Here is a 17,922-nt window from a genome sequence, read left to right on the forward strand (position 1 = left end):
CCGTTGGCGTAATTGAAACTTTAGGTTTTCCTAGTGTCTTAGCAGCAGCAGATGCAATGGTCAAAGCTGCCGCAGTCACAATTGTGTATTATGGTCAAGCAGAAAGCGCTCGTTTGTTAGTCGCTGTCCGGGGACACGTTTCTGAAGTAAATAGAGCTGTTGAAGCCGGAATCGCAGCTGGAGAGCAAGTAAAGGTTGGTACAGTAATTACCTACTACATCGTTCCCAATCCCCCGGAAAATGTGGAAACTATATTACCAATCCATTTCACTGAAGAATCAGAACCTTTCCGCATGTTCTAAGCAATTTTGCTATCAACATCTGTAGCGAAGCTTCGTACAATTAATTTGTAGCCCCGGCGTTTATTCATACAGGAGATTAATAATGTCATTACAGGCAATTGGAGCACTTGAAACGAAAGGTTTTCCTGCGGTGCTAGCAGCAGCAGATGCTATGCTAAAAGCTGGTCGAGTCACCCTCGTTGGTTATATCAGAGTAGGTAGTGCTCGCTTTACAGTCAATATTCGTGGCGATGTTTCTGAGGTAAAGACAGCGATGGCTGCTGGTATTGAAGCTGCTGAAAATGTTTATGGCGGTACCCTGGAATCTTGGGTGATTATTGCTCGTCCTCATGAAAACGTTGAAGCTGTTCTGCCAATTGCTTACACAGAACAAGTCCAAAAGTATCGAGAATCTGTAGAAAATCCCATTGTTAGATCAAATAGTCGATAGATTCACCCTCCTGCGGGGGAATTCAAAACAAAAAATTCCCCAGAAATGAATTTAAAGAGAAGTTTCTTGTCAGACTTCTGACTATCAAAACTTTAGAGAACTACAAACTTTTCTGTTTTTAGATTTTGCATAAGTTGAATTTTGAAGCAGAGGGAAAGCAACAGTCAAAGTCAATAGTCAAAATTAATATTGGCTGTTGACTATTCATTTTTGGAAATGTACAACTTTTAAGAATAACTTGCCAATGTTAGAGGCACAGTTGTGGTTGAAGCTAATTTAGAAAGGATAAATTTACCTATCAATTCCTACTATCCAGAATAGCGTAGGCGTAGCCCGTCGTAGACATCGCCATGTGGAACACTGGGTCTGATTCCACGCTATAGCGATAGTATTTATCCAAGAATTTATTTGAGGTTCTATATAAGGGCTTACTAAAGATCCTATTAAACTCTTACTTACGTATATACACTGAAAAAAAAATATATAAATAAATTTGACTTAAGAGGATTCAGTTAGGGCTTGATCCTTCCTAACACTCCTTAAAAAGGAGGGAATTAAGGCCATTTTAAAGGTAGCCAGCGCAGTCTTGGGGTGATCTTCCGGGGCGAAATATCACCAACACCAAGGGTATTGGGATTTAACTAAGTATTTTTCTACGTAAGGGCTTGTAGAGTATTGAAACTTATACGGGTGAAATTACGCCGGACATTGAGTTAAATTAGATTCATTCCTCGGCTCGGTTATAAAATGTTCAGATTTCCTCAACCCATCTCGTGCAAAGGTTTATCCCCACCACTGTAAACAGATTTCTATTCTCAATTAAAAAACATAACTTTACAAAAAGGTGAAATTAAAAAATAGCCCCAAAAGCTTCATAGGTATGGATTTGGGGCATTTTTGAATTGTCAGCAAAATATCAATATAGAAATTTCTGCATAATTCTAGTGAATTAAGACGTAATAAAAGTGGAATCACTAAGCTATTTTCATGAGACTCATGAAATCCGGGCAAGTTGCCTGTTAAACAATTAGGTGGGACGAATGGGGGTTGTGATGCAAACTTCAAAATTGAGTTTCGAGGAACGCAATCTCACTATGACAACAGATGTGGAACAACTGGCTCTAGATTGGCGAAAGCGCTTGGCTGCGGAATGTCCAGACCAAAATGAAGCTGCGAGGCAAAGCATTATTCTCTGGCTGTTGGGATCTGACTCCAAACGGTTTGATCTGTTTAACCCTAAAGAACTCGATATCGCCAAGCAAGCGATGGAATATCGCTGGAGAATTTTACGTCAACGCTATTTGGGGCTAGGGCGAGAACGTGCTTATCGTAACTTGATAACGCGATTGGGGAGTTTAGTAACATTACGGAATAAAATTCAGACTTGGGTTGCCCTAAGCCGCGATCGCCAGCGTAGCGTCATGGATGTGTTGCAAGAAGTACTCCAAGAATTACTGCAAAGCGATAGCCAGATGCAACAGCAAATGGCTGATATTGCCAAATATACAACTGATAGACGATTGGGGGATGCTCTGCTATTTGCCAGTGTAGAAGAATATTGTCTACGGCCAGTACGCAATCAACCCCTATTAGCTTATCGGTTTGTAAATTACTTGCGTCGCACTCAGCGCGGTGGCTTAACCCAAGTACCGGGCCGTGACTTAATTAGACTGGTGTCAGAAGAAGTTCTTACAGACGACAGTGACAATCGAGTTAACTTAGTCGATAGTCAGGCGATCGCAGAATATCAAGAAGCACAACAGCTAGAGGAACAACAAGTCCTGCGTCAGTCAGTACAAAAAGAATTTGAAAATTATTTACAAGAAAATCTGGGAACAGACGCAGTGGAGTGGCTACGACTGTATTTACAAGGTAAATCCCAGGAAGAGATCGCCCACAAATTAAATAAGCCAACTAAAGAAGTATACCGTCTGCGAGAAAAAATTAGTTACCACGCTGTGCGTGTTTTTGCCCTCAAAGGTAAACCAGAGCTAGTAGACAATTGGCTTTCAATTTCCTTGCAAGAACATAACTTAGGTTTAACCCAAAATCAATGGCAGCAACTTGATGAAAAATTGACTCCTCTAGGGCGGCAGATTCTAGATTTACGCAGAGCAGGTAACTCAATAGAAGCAATAGGCCAACAGTTAAAACTCAAAACCCATCAAGTGCTAGGTGAATGGACAAAAGTCTATCTTGCTGCCCAATCTTTAAGAAGTCAGGAGTAGCCTGTGAGGCATTTAGTTGCTCAATTAAGGTGGTGTACCAAACTAGGAGATGGCGAGCAGGGGAGAATTCATAGCAAGTTCATCCCCTCATGCCTCAGTTACTAGAGTAGAACTTCAGAATGCAGAAGGCAGAAGGAACCACGCTTAAAAGCATGGGATTAATCTTGGACGCGTTATGTCTCGTGGCTATTTCCGCTCGATATATTTTTTATACTAGTAAGCTTTATATCCACAACTAAAATTTTAATTAATTGATTAAACCTCAAATCATAGTTCTGTAAGTGAAATCGCTGATTCCAATTTTATACATAATTGTTATGTTGTAATGGAACTCTAGACTGATCAAGCTTAGAGTTCAACTCAAATAGATAGAGATTTTGCTGCTGTATTCTAAATAAGATTACGGTTTAAACAAATTTATAGTGACAAAGTTAGTTTCCTGCTCTTGAATCCATTTTTTATAAATATTTCATGCAGACTGAGGTTTTTAGTGAACTTTTCCCCTTAATGAGTACAGCCACCCCCCAGACTTTGGAATGGCTGCTCAACGTTGCAATTGAACATGAATACCCATCTGGGCGAGCCGTTGTGATGGAAGATGCCTGGGGTAACGCCGTTTACTTCGTAGTTTCAGGTTGGGTCAAAATCCGACGTACCGTCGGGGAAGATTCAGTAGCTCTGGCAATTTTTGGTAGGGGTGATTTTTTTGGAGAAATGGCAATTTTGGATGAATCTCCACGCTCAACCGATGTCATTGCCCTTTCAGCCGTGAATTTGCTGAGTGTATCTAGAGAGCGTTTTATTCAAATCTTGTTCAAAGACCCGCAGTTACATCACCGGATGTTACAACTTATGGTGCGGCGATTGCGGCAAATTAATTTGCGCTTACAAATGCGGTCTTCACCACCAGCAGTCAAACTCGCCTATACCCTAGTGACTTTAGGCGAAAGCTATGGTCAAGAATCGAATTTTGGAAAGGAAATTTTTAACATTCCCTTCAAAGATTTAGCAGAGGTAACAGAAATTGGTGTTGAAGAAACCACCAAAATTATGGAAAAGCTGCATGATAAAGGGTGGATCAAAATTGACAGCACCAACAACATCATTTATCTCGTAAACTTCAAACAGTTGATGAACTTGGCTGGTAAAGTGTGATTGTTAAAGGTTATTAGGAACTTCTAAATCAAAAAATATTCAATTATTTATTGTGGGGTAGGCAGCGTTCGACTGAGTGCTGCCTACCCCACAAAAATTGTATTTACTTTTGCAATTTAAAAGACTCCCAAGCGCAAGCAACATCTGAACTTAAATGGAGCTTGCGCTGGTCAAAATCTAGTCAAGTACTTCTGCTACAGAACCTCCAACAGTTGTTTAATTTTTGTGTCTTGACGTTCTTTGAATTTTTCTGGAAAAACTAATTCGAGTGCAATCTTGCCATTTGTCTGTTCTTCTACTGCGTGAATTTCGGCAACAAATCGGTTAGATGAAAGGTTATCCTCATCCTCATTCAACAGTAAACCAACTAATGGTTTAACAGTTCGCATCGTGTGCAAATCCTGTTGTCCTATCATTTTGTGAGAAGACACGGCTTTTGTATCCTCTATTTCCAAGCGCAAACCCGTTGTTCCTAATTCTGTGGCTACTGCAAAGAAGAAGTTACCATCCCAGTAGAGTCGGCTATAGCTATTTACCTGCTTGCGTACCTTTTTACGGCTAGTTTGTTTCACGTCACGCAAGGCCCGAGTCAGACTTGTGGCTAAGAATCCAAGGGAAGCAAAGGGTCGGTCTACATACTGGCCCTTTTGAGAATACCACTCCCGGACATCAGAATACAAAACTAGAGTTAAAGCATCGCGTTGGGCATCGTTGAGCTTTACGAAATCAACAGCCAAAAGCGTTTCTGTGTCATTAATAGGAGAGACTCGGACAATCTGCGCTGTTAAAGAGGCGCTAGCAGTATAATCTCCCATCACCTCAACTTCCACTTCATCCAGTAAATTGGGCCAAGTTTCCAAAGAAATTAATGCCCCAGTTTCTGAAACATTTACCGTTTTGCCCATGATTGTTTGACCGTTACTGGTAATTAAGATGGGGAGGCGACGCTGTAAACGGTGGGCAGTACGTACTTGTGGTTGTTCAAAGCCAACCAGCAAAGCAGCTATCAGCAAAACCAGATTAAAAACAGACCACATGGTGTTGACTAAGACCGCTTGCCAATCTTCAGGATGTAGCAGCAGCCAATAAGGAACAGCTAGCAAGGAAGAGACTACAAGTGCTGTCACCACTAAAAGACCACGCATCGATTCCCAATCAAAGGTGCGTTTGGTTATAGACGTTCCTTTGTCGGTAACGTTAAATGAACCCAGCTTTGGATTAAACAGCGCTAACATCGTCACCCAGCCAGCCTGGAAAGCCATCGCAAATTCAAAAATTTCATTCCAGAAGGAGAAACGGACGTTTTTGTAAATGATGTAGTTAGTAAAAAGGGAGAGGAGAATATGGGGTAGGGCGTAAGCTAGAGTTTCTAAACCCAAACCTTGGACAGAGTTAACGCCAAATAATAAAAAGAGTGTGGGAGCGATCGCATATATTAGACGGGGATAGCCATACAAAAAGTGCGAAGTCGCGCTAAAGTAACAAATCCGTTGTGCAAATGTTAGGTTCAGCTTCGGATTAAAAATAGGGTTTTCTAATCGCAGAATCTGCGCCATCCCCCTGGCCCAACGTACTTGTTGTCCTACGTAAGAAGAAAACGTTTCTGGCGCTAAACCAGCCACCATAATTTTGTCGTAATAGACAGACTTGTAACCCAGCGAATGCAATCGCAAAGCAGTGTGGCAATCTTCTGTCACAGTTTCCACTGCAATTCCCCCAACTTCTAAAGCGTGAGATTTACGGATTAATGCTGCCGAACCGCAGAAAAAGGCGGCATTCCAAAAATCATTACCTTTTTGTAGTACCTTATAAAACAGTTCATTGCCTGCGGGTATTCTACCTTTGGTGAGCAAATTACGCTCGAAGGGATCGGGGTTATAGAACCAGTGGGGAGTTTGGACAAACGATACTTTGGGATCGAAGAAAAAACCCATTGTATGCAAGAGAATTTGCCGCGATGGGATGTGGTCGCAGTCCAAAATCAACACTAAATCGCCGTCGGTTTTGTAAAAGGCGGTATTGATATTACCAGCCTTAGCGTGGTCGTTATTGTTCCGCGTCATGTGTATACAGCCGAGTTCTTGGCACATTTGCCGTAGCTGTTCCCGTCTTTTGCTAAACTGTTCTCGGCGTGGGTCGTTCTCTTTATACTTTTCTGGACGACCATCATCAAGGACATAAACCTTTTTTTTATCAGGAGCATAATCACAGGCTAAGGCTGCCACAGCAGTTTTGCGAACAATCTCCACATCTTCGTTGTAAGTGGGGATGTAGATATCAACTTTGAACCATTCCTGTTGAGGAATGTTTGTCAGATTAACTGGTTGGCGTTCTTGAATTTTCAGGGTTTGAAAGTATGCCAGTATCAAGGTGAGGATGGCATAAAGTTCGGCTGCGAACAAGAATACACAAGCGATGCTGTTAAGCCAACCATCAAAGTTGAGGGTGTAGCTGGTGCGGTAGTATAAATAACGCAGCGTTGTTACCATACTCAGCCACAGCATAAACAAATGGTAATAGTGGCTGATTTCTGAAGAAGACTCTTGAAACTCAGCGTGTATGACTACTTGACCGAGTAGGACAAGAAACAATGCTACCAATCCCTGCTGCCAAACTTCTATCGGAGTAATAATCAGTGGCACTGAAAGCACCAATAGCAGCAGGATAAACCACTTAAACTGTTTCACACCCACTTTTTGGAGAGTGCGGTCAAAAAATCTAGGGGTAATATCAATCAACCAATTGCTCAATTTTAAGCGCTGGCGATCGCGTGATTTCCGGGGCGATGTATGTGGGGAAGAAGACATTGTGGATCTAAATTTTGAAATTTAAATTTAAGATTGGCGATACCTGACCGAAAGTGTCTACTTTTTATCAGCAGTCAAGCGCTTAAGATACAACTGAAGAATCCCGTAAAGAATTAGAGACACAGTGAAAATGCCTACAGGTAGTAATAGCCAATTTTCTTGTAAAAAGCGTGATGCTTTACTGAGGATAGTGGTATTTTCCCAGCGACGAGTGTTTGGGGCACTTTGGAAAAACTGTAGTTGATAGGCATCAGCATCATAGGAAACTGGGTCTTTTTGATCGCTACTAATTAGCACCGTATCCTTCTTGAGTTGGAAGAACCACGGATCTTGATTGAGGACTTGTCGCACTCGCTCTAAACCAGTTTCGGTTTGAGATGTTAAAGCTAGAACGACGCGATCGCTATTCCAAGGAGAGATAATTTGCTTAATCATCCCTTGTGTATCCTGCGGAGTCTGAACCACAGCATTAGCTGAGGAGCGGGAATATGCCTGACTCAAGTTGAAGCCAGTGGAATTAAATACTTCGGGAAAAGGAAAGTCTTCTCGCGTTCCAATTCCTACCAAATGGTCATTTTTGCGGACTTTTGTTGGCAAAGCATCCGGTGTATAAACATTTAGTTTGACAGCATCTGCTTGACTGAGCCTTCCCAAGCGTTCGCTAAAAGCTAACAAGGTCAACACATCTGTCTTCGAGGGGATTTGTGGCACGACGATCGCTGTCTGGGACAAATCCTGTGGTGCAGCAAAGGGGAAACCAAATTTCAGCAGGTTCAAGTCTGGTAGTTGTGTAGAGATTTCCCGCTTCAGGTCGAAGCTAGTATCAGAATGCACCGTACCTGTCAGTTGTTGATCTGGTGGCTGAAGACAGTTTTGTTTGTCAAACGGTTCTCTCGGATTCATCCGCAAGAAAACTTGCAGTTTCGAGTTGGGTTTGATCAAGTTTTCTGGCAAATTGACTTTGAGGTTTTTGCGAGTTTCTCCCGACTCAGAATCAAGACGTGCCCCACCAATGAAAACTCCATCCAGTAAAACTTCGATCGCCGAAGTTCGCGGATTAACCTGTGGGCCGTAGCTGTATACCAGATTCATCGAACTACCCCGCAGAAATCTATCATCTGGTAAAGCCCGAAAATCAATTTCAACTGGCGGCGCTCCGATTCCACGTACAGTCACATCACTAAACGGCTCACCATTTACTTGGGTTTTGATGTCGCCCAGTTTAAAAGAATTTTGTTCTGGCAAATAATGAGGCCATTGGCGGAGTCCTGGTGTCGAAGCTTCCTTGAGGGTATCGACAAAAACCACCTGACCAGTACCCATTTTCCGCAAGTCTGGCTGTGATAAAAATTGGGTTGCCTTTTCCACAGCTTTTGTACTGTTGCCAGTAGCAATTAAAACCGGAACCCCGCTCTTTTCAGCTTTAGTTATAATTAACACCCCTGTTTCATCTGGTACGGGGTTATTATCACGATCAAGAATTTGATTGCTGACGACTTTCAGGGGCAAATTCTTCCAAGTATTTAAGGTCGGTTGCTCGTTGGGAGTACCAATGATTACCAAGCGATCATTTGCCTTCACATTTGCGACATCAGACACCACGTTCGTCTGAATCGGGCGAAAATCCGCGATTCTTCCCAATGCCGCTTGTAAGCGAGCTGCTGCTGTCAACCAGGATTGATCAACTTGACTCGGTTGCAAATAAGCAATTTGGTTAGTTTCTAAGCCGAATTCGTCAAAGAAAGGATAAGGATAGCGGCTGAAATTCAGGGGAATCGGCTGCCGTTCATAGTTAAAGATTAATTTGGAATCTGGCAGAATCTCTGTCCACAAGTCGGGGCTACTAGAATCGCTACATTCGAGGCTGTTATTCTGCTGTGCTACTAATGTGAGTTCGTTGTAGTCTTGCAGCAGCTTTGGTGGAATATTGAACAGTACTTGACCTACTTGGGACTCTTTGCGATTGAGTGGTACGCTACCAACGCTGATGCCATTTAATAGCACGGTCAGGTTAGAGCGATTGGCATATAGTGCTGGTGAATGTTGAAAACGGATTAAAGCTTGTACCTTACCTTGATCTAGTTTCCAGCCACGAGGACGGGTAAAAGCAAGACGACCTTCTGAGTAAACTCCGCGCAAGCGCATCCGGTTGCCTACAATCGGACTACGATTAAATTCTAGGGTGTAAGTTGCCAGGTTCTTAGCACTAGGAGCTTTTAAGTCTGCTTTACTAGTATTTTCTGATGTCGTTGCTTGAGCTAATAAAGTTACTTCTTGTTGCAAATCACCTTTAGTTTGAGCTTGAGCGCTCAATAATGAACTAGGAAACAAAAAAAAGCAAGAAGTAACAATAATTGCTTTTTTACTAATTTGGGAAAGATGAAACAATTGCTTCATGGTAGAGCGTGATTTTAGTGTAAATTTACTGAATTTTATTTATGTAAAAAGCACAGATGTTTTGTTGCTTTTAGAACTTTAAAATCATCCGATCAGATTTTTTTAAAAAATCAACGGGAGTCAATCTGTCGGGAGTAAAAGTTAGTTGGGAAGCTTGTGCCCTAACTCAGCGTCAGAGAATCTCATTTAAGCAATTGCTGGGGAATTGTCTTTGGAGGTAGCAATCCTAACCAAGCTAAATTCTGGGTGTAATAAGCAGATTGGTCTCCCCAAATTCCCTGCTTGTATTGAGGCAGTATTTTTTTCACAAGCAATTCTTGAGCGATCGCTGGTTCCACTAACTGCATGGCGGCATACAACATAGCGTATTGGGATGTAGCTTCGTAATCCACTAATGGTTTCCCTTGGAGATCAATACGTGCTGGTATCGATTGTCTACTCCACAGTTTTTGCAGGTACTGAGTGGATGTCACTAGATAGCTATGTGCTTGGGGTGAGTTGAACCAGCTAGCATCCAACGACAAACGCCACCAGACTCGATAGGAATCAAAACTATACAAACTCTTCAGAGTGCTAGATGCTGGTAGGGTTTGATATTGTCCTGTTTTGGTATTTAGAGCTACCCAATCACTGGGTAAACCTACGCTAGAAAGCTTTGCGGAATTCTCTAGCACTTGATAGCTGCTGTCTACCAAACTCAACCAATCATGTTGGGGGTCAACTTGTGCAAAGATACGAAAAGCATAGGGTGCAAAATAAGAGGGATTCAGGTAAACGGTAGATGCATCTGGGACAAATGCAGCTACAGGCCCTGGTAACAGATAGCGCTCACCTTTGGTTTTTGAGATTGTGGACAAGTTCCACAAATCTTGCAGTTTGAGTTTTGCCAGTTCCAAGTATTCGGGTTTATTCCAACGTCGTGATGCTAAAACCAGGGCAGTAATCGCATCTATATCTCCATCACTAGCAAAGTTGCTGTCGATAACACCCCAGTTACCATCTTCCTTTCGTCCCCACTTCCAAGCCCACAAACTATCTGTGCGTTTACCAGATGCTTGGCGTTGGAGGTTATTTTCCGACCAGTTTAAAGTCAGGGCAAAAGTTGTCGGATCATTAATTAGTACTGCTCTTAGCAAAGCATAGGCTTGACCTTCACTAGTCGAGCGATCGCTTGCTTCGTAATCAATTACCCGCCCATCTGACTGAATAAATCTTTGGCGGTAGCTATCCCAACTTTGGGCTAGTAATTCCCGGTTAGGGGTGGATTTAGGAAGATCAGCTAATAATCCAGTGAGATTTTGACTACTACCTTCAGTGGGGACGTTTGCCACCGGAGTTTGCTCATCCGGCGTTTTGGGATTTGCTGCCCAGTAACTAGAGACACAGGCAGAGAGACCAATCAGGCTGGCAATAGCTGCCACTCTTTGGAAGTGCCACATCCTAAGAATAATTTGATTTGTAAAAGATTAGCTGATAAGAAGAGGACAACAGTGCCATCTCCCTATCCTTATTGTTCCCTTCTAGTTGTTGAAAATTAAGTTTCATAAAGAAAGTTAAGCGATCGCTAATTTCTGTTTCGACGTTGATAATCTTCCCAAGGGGGTTGAAATCCTCGTCGTAGCAGAAAGTCTGTTTGGATTTGCTGTATTTGCCGAGATGCATCGCTATCGTTTCCTCCTTCTGCGGCTGTTTCTAATTGCAGTTGTTCTAGCTGTGCCAGTGCTGTCAAAGGCTGATCTAAAATTGCATTCAATCCAGCAAGGGCGCGGCGTGTGCCTTTGTCTTCCGGTTTTTGTGCCAACACTTGAGCATAAATCTCCTGTGCCGATTCAAAGCGGCGCTGTTCAAAGCGAATTCCGCCCAAAGCTGCTAGGGCATCGATGTTATCTGGTTGCTGCGCCAAAATATTCTGATAGGTACTGCTAGCCAAATTCAAATCACCTACAGATCGAGCCAACTCTGCCTGCAACTGGTATGAGTCAGAAGTGTTGGGAATACGGGCAATCAACTGCTTCATCCGCGCTTGTGCTTGGGCAGGATTGCGTTTTGCTATCACCTGTAATAGGCGCAGTTGTAGTGGTATGGAAGTAGGGTCAACTTCTAGCAGATAAGTATATAAAGCTTCTTTTTGCGGATCAGTAGGCAGCGTTCCTAGCAAACTGTATAGTTCTGGAGGAGTATTGGTTGCAGGTTGTGTAGCTAACCAATTGTTGAGAACTGCCTCTGCTTCTGGTTGGGAGATCCGCTTGGCTTGATAGGCGATACTAGCACGCCCTAGTTGAATCGACAAATTTTGAGGATTGCGGGCTATCAATTGGTCATAAACTGTCACAGCCTCATCAAAACGCTTTTGTTGCAGTCGCACTCCAGCCAGTCCGCCCAAAGCAGCATCAATAATATCGCTATTATTTGGCTTGCTAGCAAGCACAGCTTGGTAACGTTGAGCGCTAGCTTCAAGACTACCCTCACGACGCTCAATTTCTGCTGCTAGTAATTGGGGTGCGAGGTCTTTAGCACCTGCGGGGGTAGCTGTGTAAGCTGCCAAAGCTTGCCTTGCACCATTCAAATCTTGGCGCTGCACATACATTTGCGCCACCCGGAAATTCAAAAACGGTACGTTCACCCCCATTTGTAAAAGATTTTGGTACACAGGTAAAAATTCTGGGTCGGGAACATCAATGTTCACTAAAGCATTAGCTAGCTGTTGTAACTGCACGCGATCGCTCGGCACTGATTGTATTGCAGTAGCCAAACGCTGTTTCAAGTCATTTTTACCGAGTAAACCTAGCTGATTTTCTAAAGCTAATTGCTGCACCACCAAACTTTGATCGTTGGGAAATTCTAACGCCACCCGCCGATACAGTTGCAGCGCTGTTTGTCGTCCTTCGGGGAACCCAGTAAAGACATCAGCGACTTCGCGCAGTAGTTTGGGGGAAGGGTTGGGATCGGTTTGGAGTGCTTGACGGTAGAGATTGAAAACTTGCTGGGTGAGGGTGGGGTTATTGGTGTACTTGCGAATTTCATTGAGCGATCGCGCTAAGGGCAAAATCGCATCTGGCCTTCCCTGTAATACATCTAAAACCGCCAACGCTTGAGCTTGTTGTTGATTGGCAAGATATGCTACAGCTAGTTCTTTACGGGTTTCAAACCCCATCTCGTTAAGTTTATTAGAGCGCTGCAACTGCGCTTCTAACACCTCTACTGCCCCTCCAGGATTGCCTGTTTCTCGTAAGGTGCGACCGTAGGCTAGTGCTGCATAATCTGTAATGGCTTTGCCAGTGGTGCGGTAGCGGTTAAACAACTCCAGTGCTTTAGGAAAATCCCCACTGTAACTATAAGTTTGAGCTGCATCAACGACTGCCTTTGGCGTGGGGTTGTTGTTCAGCACAATTTGGTAGTCTGCCAGGGACTCGCTTAATCGCCCTTGATAAGAGTAGAGTAGAGCACGGTAATGACGAGCTTCTGAGTCGTTAGGATTTAACTCTAATAAAGTTGTCAGAGTCTCAATTCCTTTTAAGTTCCACTCAGGACGATAAGTAGCTAATATACCAACTGTCTTTAAAGCTAGTTGATTGTTGGAGTCTGCCGCCAGTACTTGTTGATAAGCACTCCAAGCTTCGGGAATACGTCCGGCTTTGCGATAAGCGATCGCTAATCCTAACCTAACTTGGGAAGATTGGGGTTGAGTTTTGAGGGCTTGCTGGAAGGCTGCGATCGCATCATTAATTAAGCCTTTTTTTAAGAATGCAAAACCCTTTTGTGCCGATGTTGATAAGCTCTGTGCTTGAGCAGGGGCAATGCAGCCCAAAGGTGGCACAGTTAGCCAGCAAGTAAAAAGGAAAAATGAACAAGTAAAAACAGAACGATATTTAATTTTTTTAGCTTTTCCCTTTTGCCTTTTATCTATATTGTTTTGACTCATTGAGTAATTCTCCCTCTGGGAGTGATACCAAATTCTGATTTCACTCTGATACCGAAAACTGTTTCTGAGAAATCATCACGCGCTTGAACCGACAAGCCTAGCCGTAGATTGTCAAGAAATTTAAAATCATAGAACATTTCTAATACATCGGGACGATCTCCACGACGTAGCTGCTCGTTAGATAGAGCGCGTCCATAAGCTATTCCTACCCGGTCATCTGGGGTAAACAGATCCACAAAACTAGCTCCCAAGACGTAAGTATTTGCACCCTCTCCTAAAGTGCGGTTTTCGTAGTGACCATAGCGCCCAAACAAACCTAATTTCAGATTGGGAATAAAGACTTCGGCGTTGAGACCGTATGCTTCTTCGCGATCGTTTTTATCAGTGCCAAATTGATTGTTACCTCTGGCAATGCTATAGCTTTCAAGGAAGCTATCATTTACACCAGCGTCGCGATCGCTGGCATAAGTACCACGAATAATTGCATTGCCGTAACGGACGCCGATTTCACCAGCAAATCCATCTAAAGAAAAGTCACCGATTTTGTCTGCTGATGAAAAGACTGCCGCTTTCGCTTCAATATTGTCGGTGATACTCCAATCGGTTAACAAACCAGTGCGTGAACTAATCCCTGTCGCCGCCAGTGCTGGGTTAGTTTGAAACACCGGATTAAAGAATTGACTAGCTCCATCTTTAGCAAAGCTGTTGCGATCAAAATAAGATGTTAAATCTATTTGACCGATTACAAATCGCAGATTAGGTACTCCTGCTAGTGAAGTCGCCAAATAAAGCTCGTTGATGTTCAAACCATCGTTTCGGGAGTCATCCAAGTTGCGGTTGCTGCCTTGGCTTGTTAAGTCCAGGGTTGCCCCAATCAAAGCTTGAGGAGACAGTGGATAGACTCCACTGACTCTCGCCCGCGCTGTGGTGTCGCCACCTTGGTTAATATAAACTCCTTGGAATTGTAAAGAGGGTTCCCTTAAACTACTGCTAGTGAGCTGGCGGCGTTGTTGAGTAGTTATCGATGGGGTAACTGGCACTGCTGTGCTTGGAGTAGGAGTCGTACTAAGGACTGATGGTGTTGTCTGTGGATTGAGTAATTGTTGATTAAAAGTTGGTGCTGCTCCTGGTGCAGTTGATTCTGGGGTTGCAGGCAAGTTGGGAAGTGGTGGCAGGGGGGCTGTTTGAGAACTGAGTAGTTGATTAAAAGTTGGTGCTACTCCTGGTGCAGTGAATTCTTGCGTTGCAGCCGAGTTGGGAAGTGGCGACAGGGGAGCCGTTTGAGAACTGAGTAGTTGATTAAAAGTTGGTGCTGCTGGTGCAGTTGATTCTGGCGTTGCAGGCAAGTTGGTGAGTGGTGGCAGTGGGGCTGAACTACTTGGTGGCTCTGAGCCGTTCATCTGTCCCTGCAATCCTAAATTAAGGTCAGAAGTGTCCCCACCTGCTGCCACTCGTGGTGCAACAGAACTACGTGCTGCTGCCGGGGCTTTTCCAGTTACCTGCTGCTGAATAAAGACACTCTCCATTTGTTGGAGATCATTGACTGGTTTGGGTTCCACAACTTTCAACACTGGATTAGCGAGCGGTGCAACTGCTACACCAGTCGTTACGCGTGCAGAAGGCAATGTTTGCGACCCTGACTGAGATTGACTCTTATTCACGGGTAATTTAGGCACTGGTAGCGCTTCTGCTAAACCCAATTCGTAGTCAATAGTCTTTAGCTGAGATGGGTTGACTTGAGCTGAAGATTTTTCGCTCACTGCCAGTACCCAGCAAATCGAGACAGCGACAGTACAAAGCAGTGGATAAACCTTGTGGTACTGGCTTGGAAAAGTAAATTTATAACAATCGAGTACTGTTTGCCTCATCAACCTAGTTGGGTAACAACTACATATTTAGATTATTCAATGTCGCTACTTTAGCAAAGTAAATGAGTATTAACCACTAGGTTGAATAAAATTTCCTATTTTAAATTAATTGATTAAGAGTCGATAAAATTTGTTATTTTCAAAAATAAATTGGGCATAATAGGTAAAAATCTGAGTTATTGGGAATTAAACCAACCAATCTGCTTTTTTTCATGAAAAATATTGATTTAAAGACTATTTCGACCAAATTTAAAGCCTTTTATCGTCCTAATCTCCAGGCAGCCATTTGCCTAATGCTTTTAGTTGCCAGTTACGGCTGTGTTCAAAAAGCACAAGAAAAGGTAGAGATGAAAATTGGAGATGTACAACCTATATCAAGTAAAGGTGTATACAATGTTGTCGGTAGTACGAATCTGCCCGAGTCTAGCAAGATTACAGTGGCCGCTGTGCGTTATTTGCGTCCAGTATCAGGAGAAACAGAAGCTTTACTGAATTCATACACAAACATTAACCGTTCAATTCTGGCTCGTCAAATTGTGGAAGTGAAACAGGGACAATGGGAGGCTGCACTGAATCTATGGCAAGTTTCACCCGATGGTAGTTTCCAAGAAGTCTGGCAAGCAAATCCAGCACAAATACGATTGTTTCCAGAAGGTGGCGTTACATTTATAGCTATTTTCGATCCTGCTACTCAGTCGGAACAGCCAGATAATCAAAACTCTCAAAAGTTGAAGTCAGAAAATCAACAGCTTGAAAAGCTTGAAAGCAAGTTGATTCGCTTTACTAATGAAGGTGAAAAATATTTACAAGTTAGCCAAACCTTAACAGTACCCCTACCTACGGGGAAAACGATACCACCTCGTCAGCAACCGGAAGACTTGAATGGTGGTTGGGGAAACCGATATCAAATCCCGCCGCAATCCATAGCTTCTAAAAGTACCTTACCTCCACCGATTAAAAATAGGCAAACGAATGCCTATCTGGCTCCTTCAGAGTTTCTCAGGTGAGAATTATAGCGGTTCTTAGTTGAGTAGGTACTGAACCCCACCTTCCTCCCCGCTCTTCGAGCTACGGTGTACACACAAGTGCAATTTACGGTTAAGTCTCATAACCCCTGAGATACCTCACCCTGGTTTTACTACGTAAAACCTTTCCCTCTCCTTAGTAAGGAGAGGGATTAAAGATAAGACAGGGTGAAGTTTTGGAGGACTTTTGGGTAATCAGATAGCTTGTGTGTACACCGTAGGCTCTTCGAGAGCTTGCTCTGAAGTACCTCATTTGATTAGGAAAAGCTATAAGATGGGCATCAAATCCATAAAATAATCCTGTCTATGTACCCCTACCCTACTTCCTACTTGATTGAGGACGGGGTACTGTAGCATTCCATCGCTCTCTTTTTGATAGATAAAAACTGGAATACCAGCCTCAATATGAGTGCTGGCATCCAGATATTAATTACCCAATAACCACCAATTCAGTGGGCATTAATTTGAGTAGATTTTAAAGGACAGTATTATAGTAAATCTGAAATTTAGCTGGGGATTCTACCTCAACATTTGTTGCTTGAGACGTTAGTTGCAAATTCTCCTGCATTGCTTGCATCTGTAGCATCATCTCTTTAATTTGTTTTTGCAACTCTTCAAATTCTGATGGCATAATTGCTGTTTTATTCACTTCACCAGCAGTAATTTCTTTGATACTGTTGGGATTTTCTTGAGCATAGCCAAGGAAAGTTTGGGCAGATGCAAACGCAGAAGTAGCAGCAATCTCTCTGATAGTGGTAGTGGTATTTTTTTGAGTTGCAACCTTTGGTACAGGATTTACTGGCTGTCCGTGCATCTGCGTCGGGGTTTGCACTCCAATAGGTTGAGATGCAGTTATTGCAGAGTTTTTTGAGATGAGAGCTTGGTCAAAAGCTGCCTCGTCATCTAAAAAAGCGCTCAATCCAGAAATTTGCAGTCGAGGCTCGGAAACTTGCCATTCTTTTAGTAATGTCTCTTTTTGCTGTAGGTGTTGTTCTAGATTAGATAATTCCTGCTGAATTTTCGCTGATTTGGAAGAAGAATTTCGCCAACCACAGAAAGCGAGTGCTGAAATTCCAGACCCTATACTAAGTGCTGTTGCAAAAACTACGTAAGGGATAGCAATATCTCTAAGCTTGCCATAAAAAATAGGTTCTTCTTGGAATTTGATAGCAATTTGTTTATCGCCTAGTGTCGCAAGGGGAAATGACATTAAAGAAAATACACTTAGAGAAGCGATCACAGGTGGTAGTAAAAATTTTTGCAGCGCAGAAAGTGTCATATTCAGAAGCTTTTGTAAAAAAAAAACTATGGGTAGATTGCAGCAGATTTAATTACCGCTTATAACTTCTAGCTTGTATAGAGTTTTTGCGGTGACTCAATGTGTGTACTGCCTTAATATCTAAATTATTCTCTATAAGAGATATTTTCAATAGAAAACTGATGAAGAACTCAGTAAATTTCGTAAACTTATTGTAAATTAAGCAACTCCCACAAATTATATATAGGGAAATGCAAAACATAGATAGAAGTTTATACGTATTATCAGGCAAAGATTTTAGCGTTCTTGACTTCCACTATCCAATTTTTGCAGATACAGAAACAATAGTAGCTAAATATTGCTCTAATCTTACTAAGATGATCAGATGCATAGAAGGTTAATTAAGTAATACAAAAAACTGTCTACGAACATTTATCGTCGGCTAAGAATAATATTTATAAAAATCCTTTTTACGTAAAAATACTATAAAGATTCTTTATTTATAAAAAAAAATACAGATTTTTTTGCGG

The 17,922-nt window shown here is 42.6% G+C and carries 11 protein-coding genes; 5 read left to right on the forward strand and 6 right to left on the reverse strand.

What is annotated here, in order from left to right; all coding sequences use genetic code 11:
* The 4 genes from ACFFAP_RS20375 to ACFFAP_RS20390 form a co-directional block, all read left to right on the forward strand.
* Positions 1 to 302, forward strand: a 302-nt coding sequence (locus ACFFAP_RS20375; protein WP_375512909.1) for a BMC domain-containing protein, incomplete at its 5' end; no start/stop codon positions are given.
* A gap of 82 nt (positions 303 to 384) precedes the next feature.
* The gene (locus tag ACFFAP_RS20380) at positions 385 to 732 is read left to right on the forward strand and encodes a carbon dioxide-concentrating mechanism protein CcmK (protein ID WP_375512910.1); all 348 of its coding nucleotides are present in this window, start codon (positions 385 to 387) and stop codon (positions 730 to 732) included.
* A 1,040-nt stretch (positions 733 to 1,772) separates the two neighbouring features.
* Entirely contained in the window at positions 1,773 to 2,960 is a 1,188-nt protein-coding gene (locus tag ACFFAP_RS20385; protein WP_375512911.1) for a HetZ-related protein 2, read from the forward strand.
* A 471-nt stretch (positions 2,961 to 3,431) separates the two neighbouring features.
* Positions 3,432 to 4,115: a Crp/Fnr family transcriptional regulator gene (locus ACFFAP_RS20390; protein ID WP_375512912.1), complete on the forward strand. Its 684-nt coding sequence runs from the start codon at positions 3,432 to 3,434 to the stop codon at positions 4,113 to 4,115.
* Positions 4,116 to 4,309: 194 nt separating this feature from the next.
* Here ACFFAP_RS20390 and bcsA read toward each other — a convergent pair whose 3' ends face one another.
* From bcsA to ACFFAP_RS20415, 5 genes are all read right to left on the reverse strand, one after another.
* Positions 4,310 to 6,922, reverse strand: coding sequence for a UDP-forming cellulose synthase catalytic subunit (bcsA, locus tag ACFFAP_RS20395; protein ID WP_375512913.1), 2,613 nt, complete (start codon positions 6,920 to 6,922; stop codon positions 4,310 to 4,312).
* Positions 6,923 to 6,979: 57 nt separating this feature from the next.
* A complete protein-coding gene (locus ACFFAP_RS20400) occupies positions 6,980 to 9,319 on the reverse strand; it encodes a cellulose biosynthesis cyclic di-GMP-binding regulatory protein BcsB (RefSeq protein WP_375512914.1) in 2,340 nt (779 codons plus the stop codon).
* Positions 9,320 to 9,501: 182 nt separating this feature from the next.
* Positions 9,502 to 10,740 carry a glycosyl hydrolase family 8 gene (locus ACFFAP_RS20405; protein ID WP_375512915.1) on the reverse strand — a complete coding sequence of 413 codons (1,239 nt, stop codon included), beginning with the start codon at positions 10,738 to 10,740 and terminating at the stop codon, positions 9,502 to 9,504.
* A gap of 143 nt (positions 10,741 to 10,883) precedes the next feature.
* A complete protein-coding gene (locus tag ACFFAP_RS20410; RefSeq protein WP_375512916.1) occupies positions 10,884 to 13,241 on the reverse strand; it encodes a tetratricopeptide repeat protein in 2,358 nt (785 codons plus the stop codon).
* The gene (locus ACFFAP_RS20415; RefSeq protein ID WP_375512917.1) at positions 13,238 to 15,001 is read right to left on the reverse strand and encodes a porin; all 1,764 of its coding nucleotides are present in this window, start codon (positions 14,999 to 15,001) and stop codon (positions 13,238 to 13,240) included. Before ACFFAP_RS20415 ends, ACFFAP_RS20410 begins: the two co-directional genes overlap by 4 nt.
* A gap of 320 nt (positions 15,002 to 15,321) precedes the next feature.
* Here ACFFAP_RS20415 and ACFFAP_RS20420 point away from each other — a divergent pair, with 320 nt between their 5' ends.
* Positions 15,322 to 16,116, forward strand: a complete 795-nt coding sequence (locus ACFFAP_RS20420; RefSeq protein ID WP_375512918.1) for a hypothetical protein — start codon at positions 15,322 to 15,324, stop codon at positions 16,114 to 16,116.
* Between the two features lie 493 nt (positions 16,117 to 16,609).
* On the opposite strand, the gene ACFFAP_RS20425 is transcribed toward ACFFAP_RS20420, so the two are convergent.
* Positions 16,610 to 17,413 (reverse strand): hypothetical protein, encoded by an 804-nt coding sequence (locus ACFFAP_RS20425; protein WP_375512919.1) that lies wholly within the window; start codon positions 17,411 to 17,413, stop codon positions 16,610 to 16,612.
* Positions 17,414 to 17,922: the final 509 nt, after the last annotated feature.

It is taken from the genome of uncultured Nostoc sp. (assembly GCF_964245575.1).
Classification (GTDB): Bacteria; Cyanobacteriota; Cyanobacteriia; order Cyanobacteriales; family Nostocaceae; genus Nostoc.

Bases quoted from the DNA above. Each gene is read 5' to 3' on its own strand.
- ACFFAP_RS20425 (WP_375512919.1), bottom strand. From the start codon at position 17,413: ATGACACTTTCTGCGCTGCAAAAATTTTTACTACCACCTGTGATCGCT.
- ACFFAP_RS20380 (WP_375512910.1), top strand. From the start codon at position 385: ATGTCATTACAGGCAATTGGAGCACTTGAAACGAAAGGTTTTCCTGCG.
- bcsA (WP_375512913.1), bottom strand. From the start codon at position 6,922: ATGTCTTCTTCCCCACATACATCGCCCCGGAAATCACGCGATCGCCAG.
- ACFFAP_RS20390 (WP_375512912.1), top strand. From the start codon at position 3,432: ATGCAGACTGAGGTTTTTAGTGAACTTTTCCCCTTAATGAGTACAGCC.
- ACFFAP_RS20385 (WP_375512911.1), top strand. From the start codon at position 1,773: ATGGGGGTTGTGATGCAAACTTCAAAATTGAGTTTCGAGGAACGCAAT.
- ACFFAP_RS20400 (WP_375512914.1), bottom strand. From the start codon at position 9,319: ATGAAGCAATTGTTTCATCTTTCCCAAATTAGTAAAAAAGCAATTATT.
- ACFFAP_RS20420 (WP_375512918.1), top strand. From the start codon at position 15,322: ATGAAAAATATTGATTTAAAGACTATTTCGACCAAATTTAAAGCCTTT.
- ACFFAP_RS20410 (WP_375512916.1), bottom strand. From the start codon at position 13,241: ATGAGTCAAAACAATATAGATAAAAGGCAAAAGGGAAAAGCTAAAAAA.